The sequence below is a fragment of the Pseudomonas putida genome (genome assembly GCF_001941965.1).
Taxonomy (GTDB): Bacteria; Pseudomonadota; Gammaproteobacteria; order Pseudomonadales; family Pseudomonadaceae; genus Aquipseudomonas; species Aquipseudomonas putida_L.
Map to the genome: position 1 here is coordinate 277,781 of NZ_MKZO01000058.1, position 17,028 is coordinate 294,808.

The following is a 17,028-nucleotide window of genomic DNA, read 5'->3' on the forward strand; positions in this document are numbered from 1 at the left end:
GCGCTTCCGTGTTATTGACCGGCTTGCTTCATCAGCATCGGGAAGGCTTCGGCACCGTAGTTGCCGGAGCAGTCCGCAGCGCTGGTCGCACCCGGCTTGCAGTTCACCTGCGGGAGTTCATAGCTGCTGCCATCGGCACAGGCCGCCTGGCCCGTGCTGTTGATCGACAGTTGGCCCTGGTTCATGGCCGCGGATACCGGCGCCTGGCAGTTCACGCCATCGGAGCGGCGCACCGTGGCCTGGCCCTTGCCGTCCTTGAAGTCGTACTTCAGGCGCAGCGGCTTGCCGGTGCCCACTTCCTGGATGCCGGCACCGGCCCAGTCGCCATTGAGGAAGTCGGCGTTACCGTTGGCCGCGCCTGGCGGGATGCTCAGCATGTTCTGCGCGTTGGCCGGGGGTTGCTTGCCGTCTGGCAGTTCCGGTGGTGCAGGCGGAGCCTGGGTGGGTTCCGGCTGTGGCTCTGGTTGGGGTTCGGACTCCGGCGCAGGGGCTGGTGGCTCGGGGGCAGTGCTGCCGTCCGCCGGTTTCTGCTCGGGCGGGGTCGCGGTGTCGCTGCCAGGCGCAAGCGAGCCGTCCTGTGGCGAGCCACCGGCGCCCGTGCCTGCGGAGCCGTTGCCGGATCCAAGGTTGCCCAGGCCATTGCCGGTGCCGCCCGGCACAGTGACCGAACCGCCGCGCTTGTTCAGGTCGATGTCCTCGTTATTCGTGGTCGGCCAGTCGTTGGTCGGCGGCACCACGACTTCCGGTGTGCAGCGGCGCAAGCCGAACAACAGCAGCAGGAGCAGCAACAGCAGGAGCGGCAGCAGCCACCACCAGCGCCGCCACCAGGGGGTGACGGGCACGACGGGGGGCGGCGGCGGTGCCAGCGGGGCGACCGGAGGCACAGGCGTTGGCGGGGCGACGGGCGGCGCCACGACCGGCTCCGCGGCCTTGGCTACCTTGGGGTACAGGCACAGCAGGGGCTCGCGGGCACGCTCGGCACCGGCATGGATAAAGCCCCAGAAGGTCAGGACCGGGCGACCGTCGACCAGATAGACGAAGTTTTCGTCGGGGAAGGGGATCACGCAGGTCAGCAGCTTGCCGAACACCGTGGTGTCGCCCTGGGCGTTGTTGCGCGACCCGGCCAGCGGCTGGCCGTGAGCATCCAGGCCGAGCAGGTTGTTGCTCAGGTCATTGATGCGGGTTTTCAGCACTTCGAGCTGGGCACGGGCGGGCGCGCGCTCTTCCTCGGTGGCGCTGGTCCACGGGATCACGTCGCCGGGGCGCTCGCTGTACCAATCGAGGGTACTGCCTCGTTCATCACTCTGGGGGATAGCCAGGTGCTCGACCAGGTCCGGATGCTCCGGATACTTGCGCCGAATCGCCTCGCGAATCTGCAAAGCCGCACGATAGACGGGCTGGCCGGTCTCACCCAATGCGGTGAAGTCTTCACTTCGCCCGCTACGCAGCAATACTCCACGCATCCTTGAAGACCTACCTAGTCTCTAATCCGATTCCATCCGGTATCCTGATTTCAATACCGAAAAACCGCGCAACACTAATGGCAAAATGATTTGTGCGTCAAATCATGACACAGCAATTCGTTCGAATTGGCGTCAAAAAGCCGTGGTTTCGGAGGGGAGGCAGACAGAGGGTGCAGTCCACACTGTGGGAGCTGGCAATGCTGGCGACGAGGTCATCAGCCACAAAAAAGGCCTGCTCTTCAAAGCAGGCCCTTTCTCTTATTTGGCAGTGAACGCCGAGTAGCTGTTCATCAGGTTGCGATAGTTGGGAATCCGCTGCGACAGCAGATTGCCCAGCCCTTCGATATCGTTGCGCCAGTCGCGGTGCAGCTCACAGGCTACCGAGAACCAGTTCATCATCTGCGCACCGGCCTGGGTCATGCGGTTCCATGCGGCCTGTTGCACGGTGGTGTTGAAGGTCCCGGACGCATCGGTCACCACGAACACCTCGAAACCTTCAGCCAGCGCCGACAGGGTCGGGAAGGCTACGCAGACATCAGTCACCACACCGGCAATGATCAACTGCTTGCGACCAGTCGCCTTGATCGCCTTGACGAAGTCTTCGTTGTCCCAGGCATTGATCTGGCCCGGACGCGCGATGTACGGCGCGTCAGGGAACATCTCTTTCAGCTCTGGAACAAGCGGACCGTTCGGGCCTTGTTCGAAGCTGGTGGTCAGGATGGTCGGCAGTTCGAAGAACTTCGCCAGGTCGGCCAGCGCCAGCACGTTGTTCTTGAACTCGTTCGGCGAGAAGTCCTGGACCAGGGAGATCAGACCGGTCTGGTGGTCGACCAGGAGAACTACGGCGTCGTCTTTGTTCAGGCGGTTGTAGGTGGCGTTGGTCATGGTGGAAATCCTTTTGTTCGAGAAGTTTGTTTTGGGTGGTTGCCGCTAGGTGTGGCCAGATTAGGGGTTTCTCGAAACGGGATAAATCGGCTGAAAACGGTATGACTGTCTCGCTCTGGTGGACAAAAAGCGAGGCGATGAGCCGTCGATGTGCGTCGCGACAAATGGCGCTATGCTTGCGTCACTTGTCGCATATCAAGGAGTAAGCCATGGTTGCCGCCGACACCTATGCCCGCAAATCCCTCCGTGCCAGCCGCCGGCCCACGGAGTACCTACTGCGCGAAGAGGCCGGCCTGCTCAGTCCGGTCATGGTCTACCGCCTCACCGCCCAGGGTTTCGACCTCAAGGACGTGCAGGCGATGCTGGCGCTGTCCGAGCTGTATTCGACGCGCAAGATCATGAGCCGCATTGTCGGCAAATCGGTCAGGACGCTGCAGCGCCAGGGCAGCAAGCAATCCGCCCATCTGAATGCCCAGCAAAGCGCCGTGGCCTTCCAGTTCGCCCGGGTGCTGGAGCGCGCGATCGAGGTATTCGGTTCGCTAAGCCTGGCGGAGGAATGGCTGGGGCGGCCGTGCAAGTACCTCGACGGCGATGTGCCGCTGGATGTCATCGACAACCCGGTCGGCTTCCAGGCGGTCGAGGATTATCTGGAGCGCATCGAGCACGGGGTCTATCAGTGAATCCGTTGCCGTGGTCTGGCGCCTGGTACGCCTGGCGCCTCGATCGAGAGGTGTACAAGGATTCCTGGGACAGCGGCATCGGCGCGCACAAGCTCGGCGGGCGCTGGAATCCGCCGGGGCGCAAGGTGGTCTACGCCGCGGCGGACCCTTCGACCGCCATTCTCGAAGTGGCGGTGCACCTTGGCTTCGATGCCCTGGATACGGTGCGCCATGTGCTCACCTGCTTCGAGGTGCTGGACCCCGGCCTGATCAAGGTCGTGCAGCCCGAGGACGTGCCCAATCCGGTCTGGCTCAGCAGTGCGGCGGCCTCGCCCAATCAACAGAAATTCGTCGATGCCTTGCTGGCGGAACATGCGTTCGTGCTGATTCCGTCGGCGGTGAGCCGGCATTCGTGGAATCTGCTGGTGAGTTGCGAGTTGGCGGCGGGGAAGTATCGGGTGGTGAGGCAGGAGCGGTTTGGGTTGGATACGCGGTTGGTGAAGGTGTAGTGCCGTGTTTTCCGCGCGAGGAACGCTGTGATCTAATCGCGCGCCCCTGCATCGTCGGTAGACAGGTTGCAGATGCTGTCGGGCGAGCGATGCGACCACGCGAATCAATAAGGAGATTATTTTGCTCAAGGCAATGACCGCTTCCTTCCTGCTGCTCTGCGGCACCCTGGCGTACGCCGCACAACCGGCGGCGCCGTTGAGCCCTGCCGCTGCGCAGGAGATCGCCAACGTGTTCAAGGATCGCTACGAAAGCGACTTCAAGCGGGAGATGAGCAGGACCCACCAGATGGCCTTTCCCACCAAGGAGCAATCGGTCGTCTATTCGAAATACATGAACAAGGCCTTCTCCAGCGCCGGCTACAGCCTCGACGCAACGCTGAATGACTACCTGCACGCTTTGCGCACGCCTGGTGTGATCCTGTTCATGTCGAAGTTGAACCTCGAGACCTACGCAATTTCCCTCAAGTCCGAGGCAGTTGGCGGGGCGTTCATGGAAACCGGGGCGATCTCGCAAAAGACCTTCGACTACGCCAGGGATATCGCCAGGGAAGTACCGATCAGCAATGCCGACTACATTTTTCAGGCAGATCCGGGCTACCGGATCGCGGGTATCGAAGGCCTGCCCCAGGACTACGAGCATCGTGAAGAACGGCTGATCGGCTATGTGAAGCAGGGTTCGGAAATCTGGGATGAGTGGCTGTATTTCGAAAGCGCGTCCCTGCCGGGTGAAGAACACGGCATGGGGCTGGTTGACCTGACCAAGGTCACCCCGGAGGAAATGCAGATCTGGAAAGCGCTGCTGGGCAAGAAGGTCAAACTTGAAGGGACCTACTTCACCGCCCGTGGTATCGAACTGGGCAGTGACAAGGGCACCAAGCGCATCCGGAACCCGAATTTCTTCGATCTGAAGCAGGAACTGGCCTTTAAGGTGCTCTGAACGACGACAGCAACAATAAAAAGGCCTGCTCTTTTCAGAGCAGGCCTTTTGTCTTACTTGGCGGTCAACGCCGAGTAGCTGTTCATCAGGTTGCGATAGTTGGGAATCCGCTGCGACAGCAGGTTGCCCAGACCTTCGATATCGTTGCGCCAGTCGCGGTGCAGCTCACAGGCTACCGAGAACCAGTTCATCATCTGCGCGCCGGCCTGGGTCATGCGGTTCCACGCGGCCTGTTGCACGGTGGTATTGAAGGTGCCGGAAGCGTCGGTCACCACGAACACCTCGAAGCCTTCGGCCAGTGCCGAGAGAGTCGGGAAGGCTACGCACACGTCAGTCACCACACCGGCAATGATCAACTGCTTGCGACCAGTCGCCTTGATCGCCTTGACGAAGTCTTCGTTGTCCCAGGCGTTGATCTGGCCTGGACGCGGGATGTACGGAGCATCCGGGAACATCTCTTTCAGCTCTGGCACCAGCGGACCGTTCGGACCTTGCTCGAAGCTTGTGGTCAGGATGGTTGGCAGTTCGAAGAACTTGGCCAGGTCGGCCAGCGCCAATACGTTGTTCTTGAACTCGTTCGGCGAGAAGTCCTGGACCAGGGAGATCAGACCGGTCTGGTGGTCAACCAGGAGGACTACGGCGTCGTCTTTGTTCAGGCGGTTGTAGGTGGCGTTGGTCATGGTGGAAATCCTTTTGTTCGAGAAGTTTGTTTGGGTGGTTGCCGCTAGGTGTGTCCAGATTAGGGGGTTCTCGAAACGGGATAAATCGGGTGGGAACGGTATGACTGTCTCGTTCAAGTGGACAAATGCTAGGCGAGGACGCTGGAGTCCGTCGGCGGGGACGCACCGGGTGGTGAAGTCGGAGTGGTTTGGGTCGGATATGTGGTTGGGAGGGGTGAGTTATTGGGTGATTACTACCCAAGAAACTACCCAAGAAACTACCCAAGAAACTACCCAAGAAACTACCCAAGAAACTACCCAAGAAACTACCCAAGAAACTACCCAAGAAACTACCCAGGAAATGTAGCGGAAATGACTCCAAGGATGCGGCGCCAGCTCCTACCTCGACCCTGGCCAATCCAGAAAACAAAAAAGGCCCAGGTTTTCACCTGGGCCTTCTCGTATATGGCGCACTCGGCGGGATTCGAACCCACGACCCCTGCCTTCGGAGGGCGAAACGAGGCTCAGTATTTGCGGGGTTATGCCCGTATTCATTGGGCTTTATCGTATGGTTGTGTATGGATATACAGGCCGGTATAGTGCTTTTTGCTGTCACCCTGCTGTCACGGATCTGGAGCGCCATGAAAACCAAGTTCACCGCCAAGCTTCTGGCCACCCTGGCGCCCCAGGAAAAGGCCTACCGAGTGCACGACACCCAGCAGCCAGGCCTGTGCATCCGGGTGCTCCCGTCCGGCCACATGAGCTACATGGTGACCTGGGGCAGGAACAAGACGGCCACTTTGGGCCGGGTGAACGTGGTCACGCTTGAGCAGGCCCGCCGGGAAGCTGCCCGGTACCTGGCTGAGGCTCATGAGCACGGGGAACCCCTGGCGATCACCCAGGCTCGGCTATCCGACGCTATGCCAACGCTGGATACGTTTCTGCGCGACCAGTTCGAGCCCTGGGCGCTGGCGCACCAGCGCGACGGCGACAACAGCGTGCGCGCCATCCGCCACAGCTTCGCCGATCTGCTGGCGCTGCCCATGGACCAGGTCACGCAAAAGCGCATCGAGCAGGTGCGTACCGGCTGGCTGGCTGCAGGCCGCTCACCGGCCACGGCAAACCGCAACGTCACCAGGTTGAAAGGCCTGCTGAGCCGCGCTGTCGAGTGGGGCGTTCTCCCGGAGCACCCGCTGGCGAAGGTGAAGCGGCTCAAGGTCGACGCGCGCGGCAGGGTGCGGTACCTAGACCTGGCCGAGGAGCAGGCACTGCGCAAAGCCCTGGACGAGCGCGAGGAAAGCATTCGGGCCGACCGCGACAGCGCGAACGCCTGGCGCACCGCTCGCAATCGGGAGCTGCTGCCGGATCTGCGCGCCGCCAAGTTCGCCGACCACTTGAAACCACTGGTTCTGCTGTCATTGAATACCGGCATGCGTCGCGGCGAAGTGTTCAACTTGCATTGGCGTGATGTAAACTTTCAAGGGAAGTTTCTCACGGTAGAGGGCGAAACTTCCAAGTCGGGTCAGACCCGCCATATACCGCTGAACAAAGAAGCGCTTGCAGTATTGAAAGCGTGGCGCGGTGACATTGTACGCGTCGGGTTTGTATTCCCGGCGAAGGACGCTGGCCGACTCGACAACGTAAAAAAGAGTTGGGATGGTGTATTGAAGTTGGCCAAAGTTGATAACTTTCGCTGGCACGACCTGCGGCACACATTCGCGTCAAAGTTGGTGATGGCTGGTGTAGCTTTGAATACTGTGCGTGAGCTGTTGGGGCACTCGGACATAGCCATGACCTTGCGCTATGCCCACCTGGCCCCGGACACCAAGGCCGCAGCCGTAGAGCTGATCTAGCAGGCTTCCCACTCAATCTCGGGCGGGTAGTGGCCAAGCTCTATGGTTTGGTCAGCCATCTCATTTAGCCGTGTCCAGTTTTTGCGGATTGCTTTGAAACTTATTCCAGAGTATCTGCTGAAATAGTTTTCAGTAACCCAGTCAAGAGCTTCCGTATATTCGTTATCGGTTGGGAAGATATCGGTGTCTTCGCCTCGAAAAACAGTTTGGGTATGGATGAGCTCCATTAGAACTTGCTCGCGCTGGTTCATTGTGTAAGGCAATAGCATTGCCGTGCGCACAAGCCGTGTAGGTGCATCAACCGAATTAACAATGTGAAGAATGTCTAGAAAGTAAATTTCATGGCGAGGAATTTCTTCTGGAATATCGGTGTTGCTGAAATAATCAATTGACATACGAGCAGTAGCAAAAAGCTCACGCAAAGCTTTTTCTACCTGAGTCGTCAAAGAGCGCTCCTCGATTCTTGAAAGCAGCTCAAGCCCGAACTTCAGCTCTGGCGAAATCCTGAGGGAAAGGGTTTCAGCTTTGACTCTGTTCGGCTGGGCCTTGGCCATCACAATCTCCTGAACTCATTTCCGAAAATCATGGCACACGCCTGGCTCCGTGTCGATACGTGTCAGTCAGTGTGTTCGTATGTCGTGCAGTGTAAGAAAAATGTGGACACTCAGTTTTCGGGTCGGCTAAGGTGTCCACATCTTTCAATACACCTCAGGAGGTGAACATGGAACAAGCGATGCCGGTGCAACCAATGGCTGTAGGCCCTGAGGAGGCTGCACGCCTTACAAGCCACAGCCGGAGCGCGATCTATAGCGCGATCGCGAAAGGAGAGCTGCCGGCCTTCAAATCAGGCAAGCGCCGACTGATCCTGGTGAAGGAACTGGAAGCTTGGATCAACCGCGTAGCGAAGGAGGGCAGCCGGTGAACGATGTGGATTCAGTCCCGGCAGAGGCGGTAATAACGCTGAACCTGGACCAGCGACATCAGATCGCCGATCTGATCGAGGCAGAGAGGGCCATGGCTCGACACTGGTGGACGATGTTGAACGAGATGAGGTGCAGGGGAGAGCTGCCCGATTGGGTGAAAAAGCAGACGGTGGGGAACGGCGTTGACCATGACCGCTGGAGCGTCGCATGCCAAAGCACGAACAGGGCTGTATTCGGGAAGGTCCGGCACATTCGACTCGAGGGTGAGCCGGAATGGGTAAGCGTTCTGCTGGACGACATAGAGTTTGAAGTGACCCGGCGCCAAGCCCCAGTTGACGGGGCTAAAGGCACCACAGGTAACGACCAGTTGCAGGAGAAGGTGCGCCAACACCTCTCCGGCGATATCGCATTGGTGAGCACCAACGAGAGGGACCCATCGTGACAGAACAGCAGACCAAGTACAACGACTGTACAAATAACCACCACTCGGGAGAGGTCCTAGCCCCTGCCGTCCTGGCTGACTTCGAAATGTTCCATCAGAACCAGGCCCGTGACGAGTTCGGGAAGCTTGAGCGCATCATCACCACGATGATTATTCCGGCGCTCGGGCAGCAACATCCGATCTCCAAGCACCTTTACGCCCACCTGGAGAACGTCAAGCTGGGTTCGCAGAACTTTTGCTGGCGCCACCGACACATCGGCTACGCATATGGGGCAACAGAGACAGCGCAAGCGCAAGCTTGACGCCCAGCCCGTATGGCGAGGAAGAAAAAGTACAAGGTCGACTTTGGAGGAGGGCGCGTCCTGGCCCTGCCCTATCGCCTTCTCACGCACCCGGCATTCGACTGTCTGACGCCCAAGGCGGTGACGGTCCTCATCAAGTTGGCCCGTAATTACAACGGACACAACAACGGTGATCTGGCGTGCACAGCGGACATGCTGGCGCAGGGGCGCCCAATGGATGCCAAGACGCTTGCGTCCGCTCTTGAGGAGTTAATTCAGGCAGGGCTCATTGTTCGCACCCGGGAGTACAGAAAGGGGCGTGAGAGGGGTATGGCGCGGTGCGCGCTCTATGCAATCACTTGGGCCGCTATCGATGAATGCCCTGGCAAAGACCTTGAGCGATCGCCGGGTCCGCCAACCTTCAAGTTCATCTGATTTTCGGTGGGATTTTTTCCGGCACCTACTGGGATTTTTTCCCAGTCGGTTGAGTTGGTTTGTCTGGTTGCGTGCGGTTACTGGATAGCGAGGAGCGGCTACTAGGAAAATTTCCCAGTAGTCACCACGGAAACCGGGGCCTCCAGCCGATTGGGTAAACGGAAAAAATCCCAGTCTTATTAAATTACCACCACCGGGGGTATTTCATGGGGGCGGTACTGTTCAAACAAGCCCGCTGCAGCTACGGCTATTCGGGCAAGTGCCAGCGTGCAAATGGTCTGTCATTCCTGGTTGTCGAATTTCTTCCGTGGACCGTGATAGGGATGTGCAGGGAGTGCGCCGTTGAGGTGAAGCCCGACCTGATCTGGCTGGCCAACAAAGCGGCACTGGCCGGCAGTGGCTCAGATCGGGGTGTCGTTCCGGCAAACGAGACGGGGTGCATTTGACGCACGGGGTGCAGTAGCTGCAGGGCGGCATCTAGTGCCGGGGTTGCGGGAGCATTCGGCGAGCCCTCACCGAGGGAACATCGAGCATTCGTCCACCGTGTTGATTTCTACACAGTGTGTAGGAAACGCCACAGTGGATTGCCGAGACAGACCATTTGATCCGACTCGGCTCAGGTGGTCCGAATCGGCAGGCTTGACCGGGGATGAAGAAAGCCTTGTCGCGGCTCGACCCATCATCGATCCGGAAATTCAGGGAATCGGCGCGACCACCCGCCCGGCCTGGGCTGGCGCTGTGTTGCGTGATCCACCGCAGCGGAGGATTTCACGCCTTACCTACGCCTTATTTGGAATCCCGCATAATCCGCTACACCCTGCGCCACTGCTGGCCCCGGCACACCTTAACGAATTCATGAAAATGGAGGATGCGAGCCAGGCGGAAGCGAAGTGGGAGAAGTCACTTCACTACCGTTCGTCGGGAAAATATTCGGCGGATCGTGCCTGTAAATGCCACTGAACAAAACGAGACAGAGCGCGCATCAGGTGGACAGTAAACGTCTGTTTTGACTCGAAAAATGAGCCTATGGTGGGTCTTCGAAAACCCCATCACAGGACCTTTACCTGATGAAACTTCACGAACTGCGCGAGAAGCGCACCGCTGCCGTCGAGGGCATGAGAAAGCTGGTGGACACCGCTTCCGCTGCTGGCCGTGACCTGACCACCGACGAATCCACCCAGTTTGAAACCCTCAAGACCGAGGAGCGTTCGCTGGCCGACCAGATCACTCGCCACGAGCACCTGGCTGATCTGGAGAAGCGCACCGCCGCTCCCGTCGCCACCGACACCCCTGAGCACCTGGAGAAGCGCGTCAGCGTGATCCGCGTGCTGCGTGCGCAGATGGAAGGCCGCCAACTGGACGGCGCCGAGCGCGAGTACACCCAGGAAACTGAACGCCGCACCGGTCGCAAGGCCGAGGGCGCATTCGTTCCGTTCGCCGCCCTGGAGCGCCGCGCCAACACCACCGCAACCGCGCCCGAGCTGGTGGGCACCGACCACCGTGCCGACCTGTACATCGGCCCACTGCGTGAAGCGCTGCTGGCGCGTTCGCTGGGCATCCGCACCCTGACCGGCCTGGTGGGCAATGTGAGCGTGCCGAAGTTCGGCAGCGGTCTGGAAACCGGTTGGGTCACTGAGGGCCAAGCCGTGCCCGAGGGCCAAATGTCGTTCGACGGTGTGACCCTGACGCCCAAACATGTCGGCGGCAAGACCGAAATGTCCCGCCAGCTCCTGCAGCAATCGTCGCCAGGCATCGAGCAACTGGTACGCGAAGACCTGTCGTTCCTGATCGCCCGCCAGATCGACCGCGCCATCATCAACGGCAGCGGCGCTGCTGGTGAACCGCTGGGCGTTCTGAACACCACCGGCATCCAGACTGCCGACATGCCCGCCACTTGGGCCGAGGTGCTGGCGCTGCTGGAGAAGCTGGATGACGTGAACATCACCAACGCCCGCTGGCTGACCACCGCCGCGATCCGCACCATCCTGGGCAGCACCGAAAAGGTGGCCGGGTCTGGCAGTGGCTTCCTGTACGACAACGGCACCCTGGCCAACCTGGCGCTGGCGGCATCGAAGAACGTCCCAGCTGGCAAGCTGATCTTGGGCGACTGGAGCCAGGTCATGCTGGGCGTGTGGTCCGAAGTGGACATTCTGGTGAACCCATACGCCGAGCCTGCCTACAGCCGCGGGGGTGTGCAGGTCCGTGCAATGGCCACTGTCGACACCGCTGTGCGCCATCCCGAAGGTTTCGTAGTTGCTTCGGAGGCGTAACCATGGCTGCCCTGGCGATCGACTACACCCCTAAGACCAAGATCATCCTGTGCGGATTCCTACGCCGCCTGTTTGGTAAGGAGCACCATTTCGTGCTGGACCGTGGCGACCCCAGGGAAGCGGTTAAGGCCATGGATGTCAACCATCCTGGATTCGCCAATGAGTTGGCCAAGGCGCAGAGCCGTGGGCTTCGCTTCGCGATCTTCAAGAACGGCCAGAACATCAAGGAAGACGAACTTGGGTTTGGCGGTGCTCGCGAGCTTCGCTTTGTGCCTGTGATCGAGGGAAGCAAACGCGCCGGCCTGCTGCAGACCATTGTGGGAGTTGCTTTGCTCATCGCTGGGCCTTTCACGGGCGGCGCAACTTATGGTCCTGGGATCGCATTGGTTGCTGGCGGTGTCATCCAGATGCTCAGCCCGCAGGCCAAGGGGCTGGCACAAAGCGGTGCGCCTGAAAACCTTCCGTCCTACGCCTTTGGCAGCGCCAAAAACACTACCGCCAGCGGCTTGCCGGTGCCGATCTGCATCGGCGAGCGGCGCTGGGGCGGCGCGATTATCTCCGCTTCGATCGTTGCAGAGGACAAGGCTTGATGGAACGCCGAGCAGCCGCAAGCCTGGAACGGAAAGGCCGGACGTTGTTCGGCTATGCCGCACGTTTCGGCCAACCAGCGCCCATTGAGGGCTTTACCGAAATCATCCTTCCGGGAGCTTTCAAGCGCTCCCTTGCAGGCCCAGCCGCCGCCAGCATCCGCGCCGTTTACGAGCACGATGATGCAGCCCTATTGGGGCGTGTCGGGGCTGGCACCCTGCGCCTTACTGAGGATGACGTGGGCCTTGCGTTCGAACTGGACCTGCCCGACACCAGCCTGGGTCGTGACCTGTCCGAGCTGGTGAAGCGCGGCGACGTGGCCGGGTGCTCATTCGGCTTCGTGCCGGTGAAGGAGGACTGGCAAGGCGAGTTGCGCAGCCTGCAGGACGTGGACCTGCACGAAATCACCATCACGGCGAATCCGGCCTACCCGACCACCACCGTATCGGTGCGCAGCCGCAAACCAATGCTGGCGCTGGCCAATGCCCGTCGATACCTTGAGTTCCTGGAGTGCATCCGGTGAAAAAGCTGTTCAGCCTGTTCACGCGCTCCAACAACACCCCGGCGTATGATCGGTACTTCGACCAGTTCAGCCAGGCCGGTAACTCGGCAGGGGTAAACATTACGGTACAGACCGCCGAGTCGATCAGTGCCGTATACGCGGCTGTCGCGGCCATCAGCGAGAGCGTGGGCAGCCTGCCGCTGGACGTGTACCGCCGCACCGATGACGGGCGCGATAAGGCCCGTGCCCATCCCCTGTACGCGCTGCTGCACGACGCCCCGAACGAGTGGCAAACCGCCCTGGAATTCCGCGAGCAACTGCAACGCCACATCCTGCTGCGCGGCAATGCCTACGCTCGCATCCGCTGGAGTGGTGCCGGTCGTGTGCAGGCGCTGGAGCCGGTAAACCCGGACAGCGTCTCGATCATGCGTAGCTCGGTCAGCGAGCGCCTGGTCTACGAGTACACCGACCGCCACGGCAAGCTCCAGCGGCTGACCGCCGACGAGATGCTGCACATCCGCTACCACACCGAAGACGGTGTGCTTGGGCGCAGTCCTATCCAGGTGGCCAGGGATACCCTGGGGCTGGCGCTGGCCGAACGCACCCACGGCGCGAAGATGTTCGAGCAGGGCACCAAGCTGTCTGGCGTGATCGAGACAGCACCCGGCACCACCAAGGAGCAAGCCGCGCAGATTCGTGAGAGCTGGGCCGCTGGGCAAGCTGGCGTGAATAACCACGGCAAGACCCCGGTACTGCCCCAGGGTGCGAAGTACAGCGCGGTATCCATGACGCTGGAGGATGCCGAGTGGATCGAGGCCCGGCGCCTGTCGGTCGAGGAAGTGGCCCGTCTGTTCCGTGTACCGCCTGTACTGATCGGTGATCTGCGCGAGGCCAACTACTCCAACGCCGTGGAGCTGGGCCGGTACTTCGTCACTCACACCCTGCGCCGCCACCTGGTCGCATGGGAGCAGGCGATCAATCGCACCCTACTGGGCAGCGGTTTCTTCGCTGAGCACAACGTGGAAGGCCTGCTGCGTGGTGATAGTCTCAACCGTGCGCAGTTCTATCAGCGCGGCATCGAGGACCGATGGCTTTTGCCATCCGAGGTCCGCCGCATGGAAAACCTACCCACCGTCGAAGGTATTGATGATGAGCAAAAAACCAAGGCTCCAGACCCTAAAGCCCCGGATACGGGTGCTGGGAACCCACCTGGAGGAAAGGCAGCGCCAGGCGAAGGAGAAGAAGCGTGAGCAGGGTGAGCCGGTACAAACCCAAGAAGAGGGCGATTCCTCTCGGTAGTGCTGCATGGCAGCGCCTGCGTGCACAGGTGCTGGCCGAGGAACCACTGTGCCGCGACTGTGCGGCCCGTGGCCTGTTCACACCTGCTACTGATGTGGATCACATGGACAACAACGGCGACAACAACGCGCGCACGAATCTGGCGCCCTTGTGCCACTCGTGTCACTCGATCAAGACAGCCGAGGACATGGGAAAGCGCACCACGCGGGGGTGCGATGTGAACGGCATCCCGCTTGACCCAAACCACCATTGGAACAGGGCCAAAAGATCACCAGGAACCGGCGGGACCTAGACCGCCCCCGACCTGCTCTTTCTTCGCTAACTGCCGAAAAAACATGAAGACCACGCCCCGCCGCCCCCGATCTGACAGCGCCAAGGCCGCCGTAGCCGCGAGCCAGGCCGTGGCTGTCGGCCCAATCCAGCCACCGCCGCACATTCGCGTGCGCGATGCTGACAGGCCGTTCTGGGATGCCATCGTGACCGCTCGCCCACGGGACACCTGGACCGACGCCGACCTGGTGCTGGCTGCGAACCTGGCGCGGGCCTATGCCGACATCGAGGCGCTGCAAGACAGCATCGACCGCGACGGCATGCTGGTCGAGGGGAAGGTGAACCCGGCCTGTGAGCTGCTGGACAAGATGACGCGCCGGTCCCTGGCCATCGGGCGCCAGCTCATGGTGGCCACCATCGCCACGGTGGGCAAAGCCCAGGATATCCACAAGGGCGCCGCGCTCGAGCGTGAGGCCCGGCAGCATGTGGATGACGACCTGATCCCGACCCTGAGCACACTGCAATGACCCGCGCCGAAAAGATCATCGCGTTCATCGAGCGCTATTGCGTGACACCCGAAGGCGCGGACGTAGGTAAGCCGCTGTGCCTGGCTGAATTCCAGCGCCAGTTCATCCGCGACGTGTACGACAACCCTGTGGGCACTCGCCGGGCCATCCTCAGCGTGGCCAGGAAGAACGGCAAGTCGGGCCTGATCGCGGGCCTACTGCTGGCGCACCTGGTCGGCCCCGAGGCAAAGCAAAACAGCCAGCTTGTGTCGGGTGCCATGAGCCGCGACCAAGCCGCCCTGGTGTTCAATCTGGCCGCCAAGATGGTGCAGCTATCGCCCGCCCTGTCGAAAATCGTCCGCATCGTACCCAGCGGCAAGCGGCTGCTGGGGCTGAACCTGAACACCGAATTTCGCGCCCTGGCCGCTGATGGCAAGACCGCGCACGGCCTCTCCCCGGTGCTGGCCATCCTGGACGAGATTGGCCAGATACGCGGCCCGCAATCCGACTTCGTGGACGCCATCACCACCAGCCAGGGCGCCCACTCGGCACCGCTGCTGATTGCCATCAGCACCCAGGCAGCCAACGACGCCGACCTGCTGAGCCAGTGGATTGACGACGCCCTGCGCAGCAATGATCCCAAGATCGTGTGCCGCCTGTACGCGGCGGCAGCGGGCTGTGACCTGATGGACGAAGACGGCTGGCGAGCGGCCAACCCGGCCCTGGGCATTTTCCGCTCGGAGACAGACCTGCGGGAGCAGATGCAGCAAGCCGAGCGCATGCCGAGCATGAGCAACACCGCCCGCAACCTGCTGCTTAACCAGCGCGTGATCCTCGACAGCCCATTCATCAGCCCCGACGTGTGGATGGCCTGTGACACCTCGCCTGACCCATTCGAGGGCCTGGTCTATGCGGGCCTCGATCTGTCGGCACGAACCGACCTGACGGCGCTGGTGCTGATCGGCAAGGTGGATGGCGTGTGGCAGGTCCGCCCTTACTTCTGGACGCCTGAGCAAGGCCTGTTCGACCGAGCACAGAAGGACCGCGCCCCATATGACATGTGGGTGCGCCAGGGGTACATCCGCACCACGCCAGGCGCCACGGTTGACCTGGAAGCGGTGGCCCTGGACATGGCCGAGATACTGAGCGACTGCGAGGTGGCGGCGATCGCCTATGACCGCTGGCGCATCGACGTGCTCAAGAAGGAACTGGAACGCCTGGGCCTGGAGCTGCCGCTGGTACCCCACGGGCAGGGTTTCCGCGACATGGCGCCAGCCCTCGACGCCCTGGAGGCTGAGCTGCTGAATGGCCGTATCGCCCACGGTGGCCACCCCGTACTGACCCTGTGCGCTGCCAACGCCGTGGCGGTGAAAGACCCCAGCGGCAACCGCAAGCTGGACAAGAGCCGTCGCACCGGCCGCATCGACGGCCTGCAGGCCCTGGCTATGGCGTTCGGCGCCGCCCAGGTTGCCGAGGCCCCTGCCGATCTCGATACCGAGGTATTTTTCGTATGACCACCGTGACCCTTGAAGAAGCCAAGCTGCACATGCGCGTCGATCACAATGAGGAGGACAGCTACATCCTGGGCCTGGTCGCTGCCGCCGAAACTCACGTCAGCAACTTCCTGGGCGATAGCCTGCCCGATCCGATGCCTGCACCGATCAAGGCCGCTGTACTGCTGCTGGTGGGCGACCTGTACGAGAACCGAGAGCGGCAGGGCGACCGAACCCTGACCGAGAACACCGCGTATGCACTTCTGCTGGCGCCTTACCGCTCCATGGCGGTGTTCTGATGCTTGCCGGCAAGCTGCGTTACCCGGTGACGATCGAAAAGCCGATTGACACTCGCACGCCCAGCGGCGGGGTCATCCGCACCTGGGAGGAAGTGAGTAGGGAGTGGGTCGACATCGAGAGCATCAGCGGGAGCGAGTTTATCGCCGCCCAAGCTGTGCAGGCGCAGACGATCTATCGCATTGTGCTCCGGTACCGGCCCGACCTGATTACTAGCTGGCGCATACGTGAAGGGACGAAGGTGTACGAAATCACCGCCGTGCTGCCAGATGCTCGCCGCCGGCGGATCGAGCTCATGTGCAAGACCGGCAAGCTGTGAGCCGGGTTAAAGGTGGGGTTCCCTCACATTTGAGGACACCCCTGATGCGTCAGGTTTTCGAGCGGCGCTGAATCTAGCGCGTCAGGCACAAAAAAGCCCCGGAATGTCGGGGCTTTTTGCTGTCACGCTGCTGTCACGGCCTTAGCCTGCTGTCAGCGTGAAACCACGGAAGTGGCGGGATTCATGGCGCACTCGGCGGGATTCGAACCCACGACCCCTGCCTTCGGAGGGCAGTACTCTATCCAGCTGAGCTACGAGTGCAACGCGGGCGCCATGATACCCATCTTGGGGTATGACGTCCATCGCCTTGATCTTCGGCCTTTTTCCCCTGCACCCCGGACTATCCATATTCGATAACAGTATTTCACCACCGCTCCTTAGATCGCCTAACCTCTCGTCACAACTTGTTATAACAAGTCACCGAACAAGCGAAGAGAA

At 61.0% G+C, this 17,028-nt stretch carries 20 protein-coding genes and 1 tRNA gene; 16 read left to right on the forward strand and 5 right to left on the reverse strand.

Annotated elements, in window-relative coordinates; genetic code table 11:
* Nucleotides 1–11 precede the first annotated feature (11 nt).
* Both PSEMO_RS27000 and ycaC (PSEMO_RS27005) read right to left on the reverse strand, forming a co-directional pair.
* Complete coding sequence (locus tag PSEMO_RS27000) at nt 12–1,463, reverse strand: SrfA family protein (RefSeq protein ID WP_075805951.1); 1,452 nt, start codon at nt 1,461–1,463, stop codon at nt 12–14.
* A gap of 258 nt (nt 1,464–1,721) precedes the next feature.
* Nucleotides 1,722–2,348, reverse strand: a complete 627-nt coding sequence (gene ycaC / locus PSEMO_RS27005; protein WP_075805952.1) for an isochorismate family cysteine hydrolase YcaC — start codon at nt 2,346–2,348, stop codon at nt 1,722–1,724.
* A gap of 209 nt (nt 2,349–2,557) precedes the next feature.
* Here ycaC (PSEMO_RS27005) and parS point away from each other — a divergent pair, with 209 nt between their 5' ends.
* From parS to PSEMO_RS27020, 3 genes are all read left to right on the forward strand, one after another.
* Nucleotides 2,558–3,028, forward strand: a complete 471-nt coding sequence (gene parS / locus PSEMO_RS27010) for a type II RES/Xre toxin-antitoxin system antitoxin (protein ID WP_075805953.1) — start codon at nt 2,558–2,560, stop codon at nt 3,026–3,028.
* Nucleotides 3,025–3,516 (forward strand): RES family NAD+ phosphorylase, encoded by a 492-nt coding sequence (locus tag PSEMO_RS27015; RefSeq protein ID WP_075805954.1) that lies wholly within the window; start codon nt 3,025–3,027, stop codon nt 3,514–3,516. Before parS ends, PSEMO_RS27015 begins: the two co-directional genes overlap by 4 nt.
* A gap of 121 nt (nt 3,517–3,637) precedes the next feature.
* A complete protein-coding gene (locus PSEMO_RS27020; protein ID WP_144443626.1) occupies nt 3,638–4,453 on the forward strand; it encodes a hypothetical protein in 816 nt (271 codons plus the stop codon).
* A 53-nt stretch (nt 4,454–4,506) separates the two neighbouring features.
* Here PSEMO_RS27020 and ycaC (PSEMO_RS27025) read toward each other — a convergent pair whose 3' ends face one another.
* Entirely contained in the window at nt 4,507–5,133 is a 627-nt protein-coding gene (gene ycaC / locus PSEMO_RS27025; RefSeq protein ID WP_075805956.1) for an isochorismate family cysteine hydrolase YcaC, read from the reverse strand.
* Between the two features lie 620 nt (nt 5,134–5,753).
* On the opposite strand from ycaC (PSEMO_RS27025), the gene PSEMO_RS27035 reads away from it, so the two are divergent.
* Nucleotides 5,754–6,965, forward strand: a complete 1,212-nt coding sequence (locus tag PSEMO_RS27035) for a tyrosine-type recombinase/integrase (protein WP_075806008.1) — start codon at nt 5,754–5,756, stop codon at nt 6,963–6,965.
* Here PSEMO_RS27035 and PSEMO_RS27040 read toward each other — a convergent pair.
* The gene (locus PSEMO_RS27040) at nt 6,962–7,519 is read right to left on the reverse strand and encodes a hypothetical protein (protein WP_075805958.1); all 558 of its coding nucleotides are present in this window, start codon (nt 7,517–7,519) and stop codon (nt 6,962–6,964) included. The two genes, PSEMO_RS27035 and PSEMO_RS27040, sit on opposite strands and share 4 nt — an antisense overlap.
* Nucleotides 7,520–7,686: 167 nt before the next feature.
* Here PSEMO_RS27040 and PSEMO_RS27045 point away from each other — a divergent pair, with 167 nt between their 5' ends.
* The 12 genes from PSEMO_RS27045 (at nt 7,687) to PSEMO_RS27105 (ending at nt 16,590) form a co-directional block, all read left to right on the forward strand.
* The gene (locus PSEMO_RS27045) at nt 7,687–7,887 is read left to right on the forward strand and encodes a helix-turn-helix domain-containing protein (RefSeq protein ID WP_068576204.1); all 201 of its coding nucleotides are present in this window, start codon (nt 7,687–7,689) and stop codon (nt 7,885–7,887) included.
* Nucleotides 7,884–8,330: a hypothetical protein gene (locus PSEMO_RS27050; protein ID WP_075805959.1), complete on the forward strand. Its 447-nt coding sequence runs from the start codon at nt 7,884–7,886 to the stop codon at nt 8,328–8,330. The genes PSEMO_RS27045 and PSEMO_RS27050 overlap by 4 nt, the downstream gene beginning before the upstream one ends.
* Nucleotides 8,327–8,632 (forward strand): hypothetical protein, encoded by a 306-nt coding sequence (locus PSEMO_RS27055; protein ID WP_075805960.1) that lies wholly within the window; start codon nt 8,327–8,329, stop codon nt 8,630–8,632. Before PSEMO_RS27050 ends, PSEMO_RS27055 begins: the two co-directional genes overlap by 4 nt.
* Before the next feature lie 1,481 nt (nt 8,633–10,113).
* Nucleotides 10,114–11,316, forward strand: a complete 1,203-nt coding sequence (locus PSEMO_RS27065; RefSeq protein WP_075805961.1) for a phage major capsid protein — start codon at nt 10,114–10,116, stop codon at nt 11,314–11,316.
* 2 nt (nt 11,317–11,318) lie between these two features.
* Nucleotides 11,319–11,906: a tail assembly protein gene (locus tag PSEMO_RS27070; RefSeq protein ID WP_075805962.1), complete on the forward strand. Its 588-nt coding sequence runs from the start codon at nt 11,319–11,321 to the stop codon at nt 11,904–11,906.
* Complete coding sequence (locus PSEMO_RS27075; RefSeq protein WP_075805963.1) at nt 11,906–12,427, forward strand: HK97 family phage prohead protease; 522 nt, start codon at nt 11,906–11,908, stop codon at nt 12,425–12,427. The genes PSEMO_RS27070 and PSEMO_RS27075 overlap by 1 nt, the downstream gene beginning before the upstream one ends.
* Nucleotides 12,424–13,656, forward strand: coding sequence for a phage portal protein (locus PSEMO_RS27080; protein ID WP_256721221.1), 1,233 nt, complete (start codon nt 12,424–12,426; stop codon nt 13,654–13,656). Before PSEMO_RS27075 ends, PSEMO_RS27080 begins: the two co-directional genes overlap by 4 nt.
* A gap of 77 nt (nt 13,657–13,733) precedes the next feature.
* Nucleotides 13,734–13,997, forward strand: coding sequence for an HNH endonuclease signature motif containing protein (locus PSEMO_RS27085; RefSeq protein ID WP_256721227.1), 264 nt, complete (start codon nt 13,734–13,736; stop codon nt 13,995–13,997).
* Nucleotides 13,998–14,106: 109 nt separating this feature from the next.
* Nucleotides 14,107–14,502, forward strand: coding sequence for a P27 family phage terminase small subunit (locus PSEMO_RS27090; protein WP_256721222.1), 396 nt, complete (start codon nt 14,107–14,109; stop codon nt 14,500–14,502).
* Entirely contained in the window at nt 14,499–15,995 is a 1,497-nt protein-coding gene (locus tag PSEMO_RS27095; protein WP_075805964.1) for a terminase large subunit, read from the forward strand. The genes PSEMO_RS27090 and PSEMO_RS27095 overlap by 4 nt, the downstream gene beginning before the upstream one ends.
* Nucleotides 15,992–16,273, forward strand: a complete 282-nt coding sequence (locus PSEMO_RS27100) for a head-tail connector protein (protein ID WP_075805965.1) — start codon at nt 15,992–15,994, stop codon at nt 16,271–16,273. Before PSEMO_RS27095 ends, PSEMO_RS27100 begins: the two co-directional genes overlap by 4 nt.
* A complete protein-coding gene (locus PSEMO_RS27105; RefSeq protein WP_075805966.1) occupies nt 16,273–16,590 on the forward strand; it encodes a phage head closure protein in 318 nt (105 codons plus the stop codon). Before PSEMO_RS27100 ends, PSEMO_RS27105 begins: the two co-directional genes overlap by 1 nt.
* A gap of 184 nt (nt 16,591–16,774) precedes the next feature.
* Here the strand turns inward: PSEMO_RS27105 and PSEMO_RS27110 are convergent.
* Nucleotides 16,775–16,851: transfer RNA gene (locus PSEMO_RS27110), tRNA-Arg, on the reverse strand.
* Nucleotides 16,852–17,028 lie beyond the last annotated feature (177 nt).

Coding starts and splice junctions, on each gene's coding strand:
- PSEMO_RS27000 (WP_075805951.1), bottom strand. CDS start 1,463: ATGCGTGGAGTATTGCTGCGTAGCGGGCGAAGTGAAGACTTCACCGCA.
- ycaC (WP_075805952.1), bottom strand. CDS start 2,348: ATGACCAACGCCACCTACAACCGCCTGAACAAAGACGACGCCGTAGTT.
- parS (WP_075805953.1), top strand. CDS start 2,558: ATGGTTGCCGCCGACACCTATGCCCGCAAATCCCTCCGTGCCAGCCGC.
- ycaC (WP_075805956.1), bottom strand. CDS start 5,133: ATGACCAACGCCACCTACAACCGCCTGAACAAAGACGACGCCGTAGTC.
- PSEMO_RS27035 (WP_075806008.1), top strand. CDS start 5,754: ATGAAAACCAAGTTCACCGCCAAGCTTCTGGCCACCCTGGCGCCCCAG.
- PSEMO_RS27040 (WP_075805958.1), bottom strand. CDS start 7,519: ATGGCCAAGGCCCAGCCGAACAGAGTCAAAGCTGAAACCCTTTCCCTC.
- PSEMO_RS27045 (WP_068576204.1), top strand. CDS start 7,687: ATGGAACAAGCGATGCCGGTGCAACCAATGGCTGTAGGCCCTGAGGAG.
- PSEMO_RS27065 (WP_075805961.1), top strand. CDS start 10,114: ATGAAACTTCACGAACTGCGCGAGAAGCGCACCGCTGCCGTCGAGGGC.
- PSEMO_RS27070 (WP_075805962.1), top strand. CDS start 11,319: ATGGCTGCCCTGGCGATCGACTACACCCCTAAGACCAAGATCATCCTG.
- PSEMO_RS27075 (WP_075805963.1), top strand. CDS start 11,906: ATGGAACGCCGAGCAGCCGCAAGCCTGGAACGGAAAGGCCGGACGTTG.
- PSEMO_RS27095 (WP_075805964.1), top strand. CDS start 14,499: ATGACCCGCGCCGAAAAGATCATCGCGTTCATCGAGCGCTATTGCGTG.
- PSEMO_RS27100 (WP_075805965.1), top strand. CDS start 15,992: ATGACCACCGTGACCCTTGAAGAAGCCAAGCTGCACATGCGCGTCGAT.
- PSEMO_RS27105 (WP_075805966.1), top strand. CDS start 16,273: ATGCTTGCCGGCAAGCTGCGTTACCCGGTGACGATCGAAAAGCCGATT.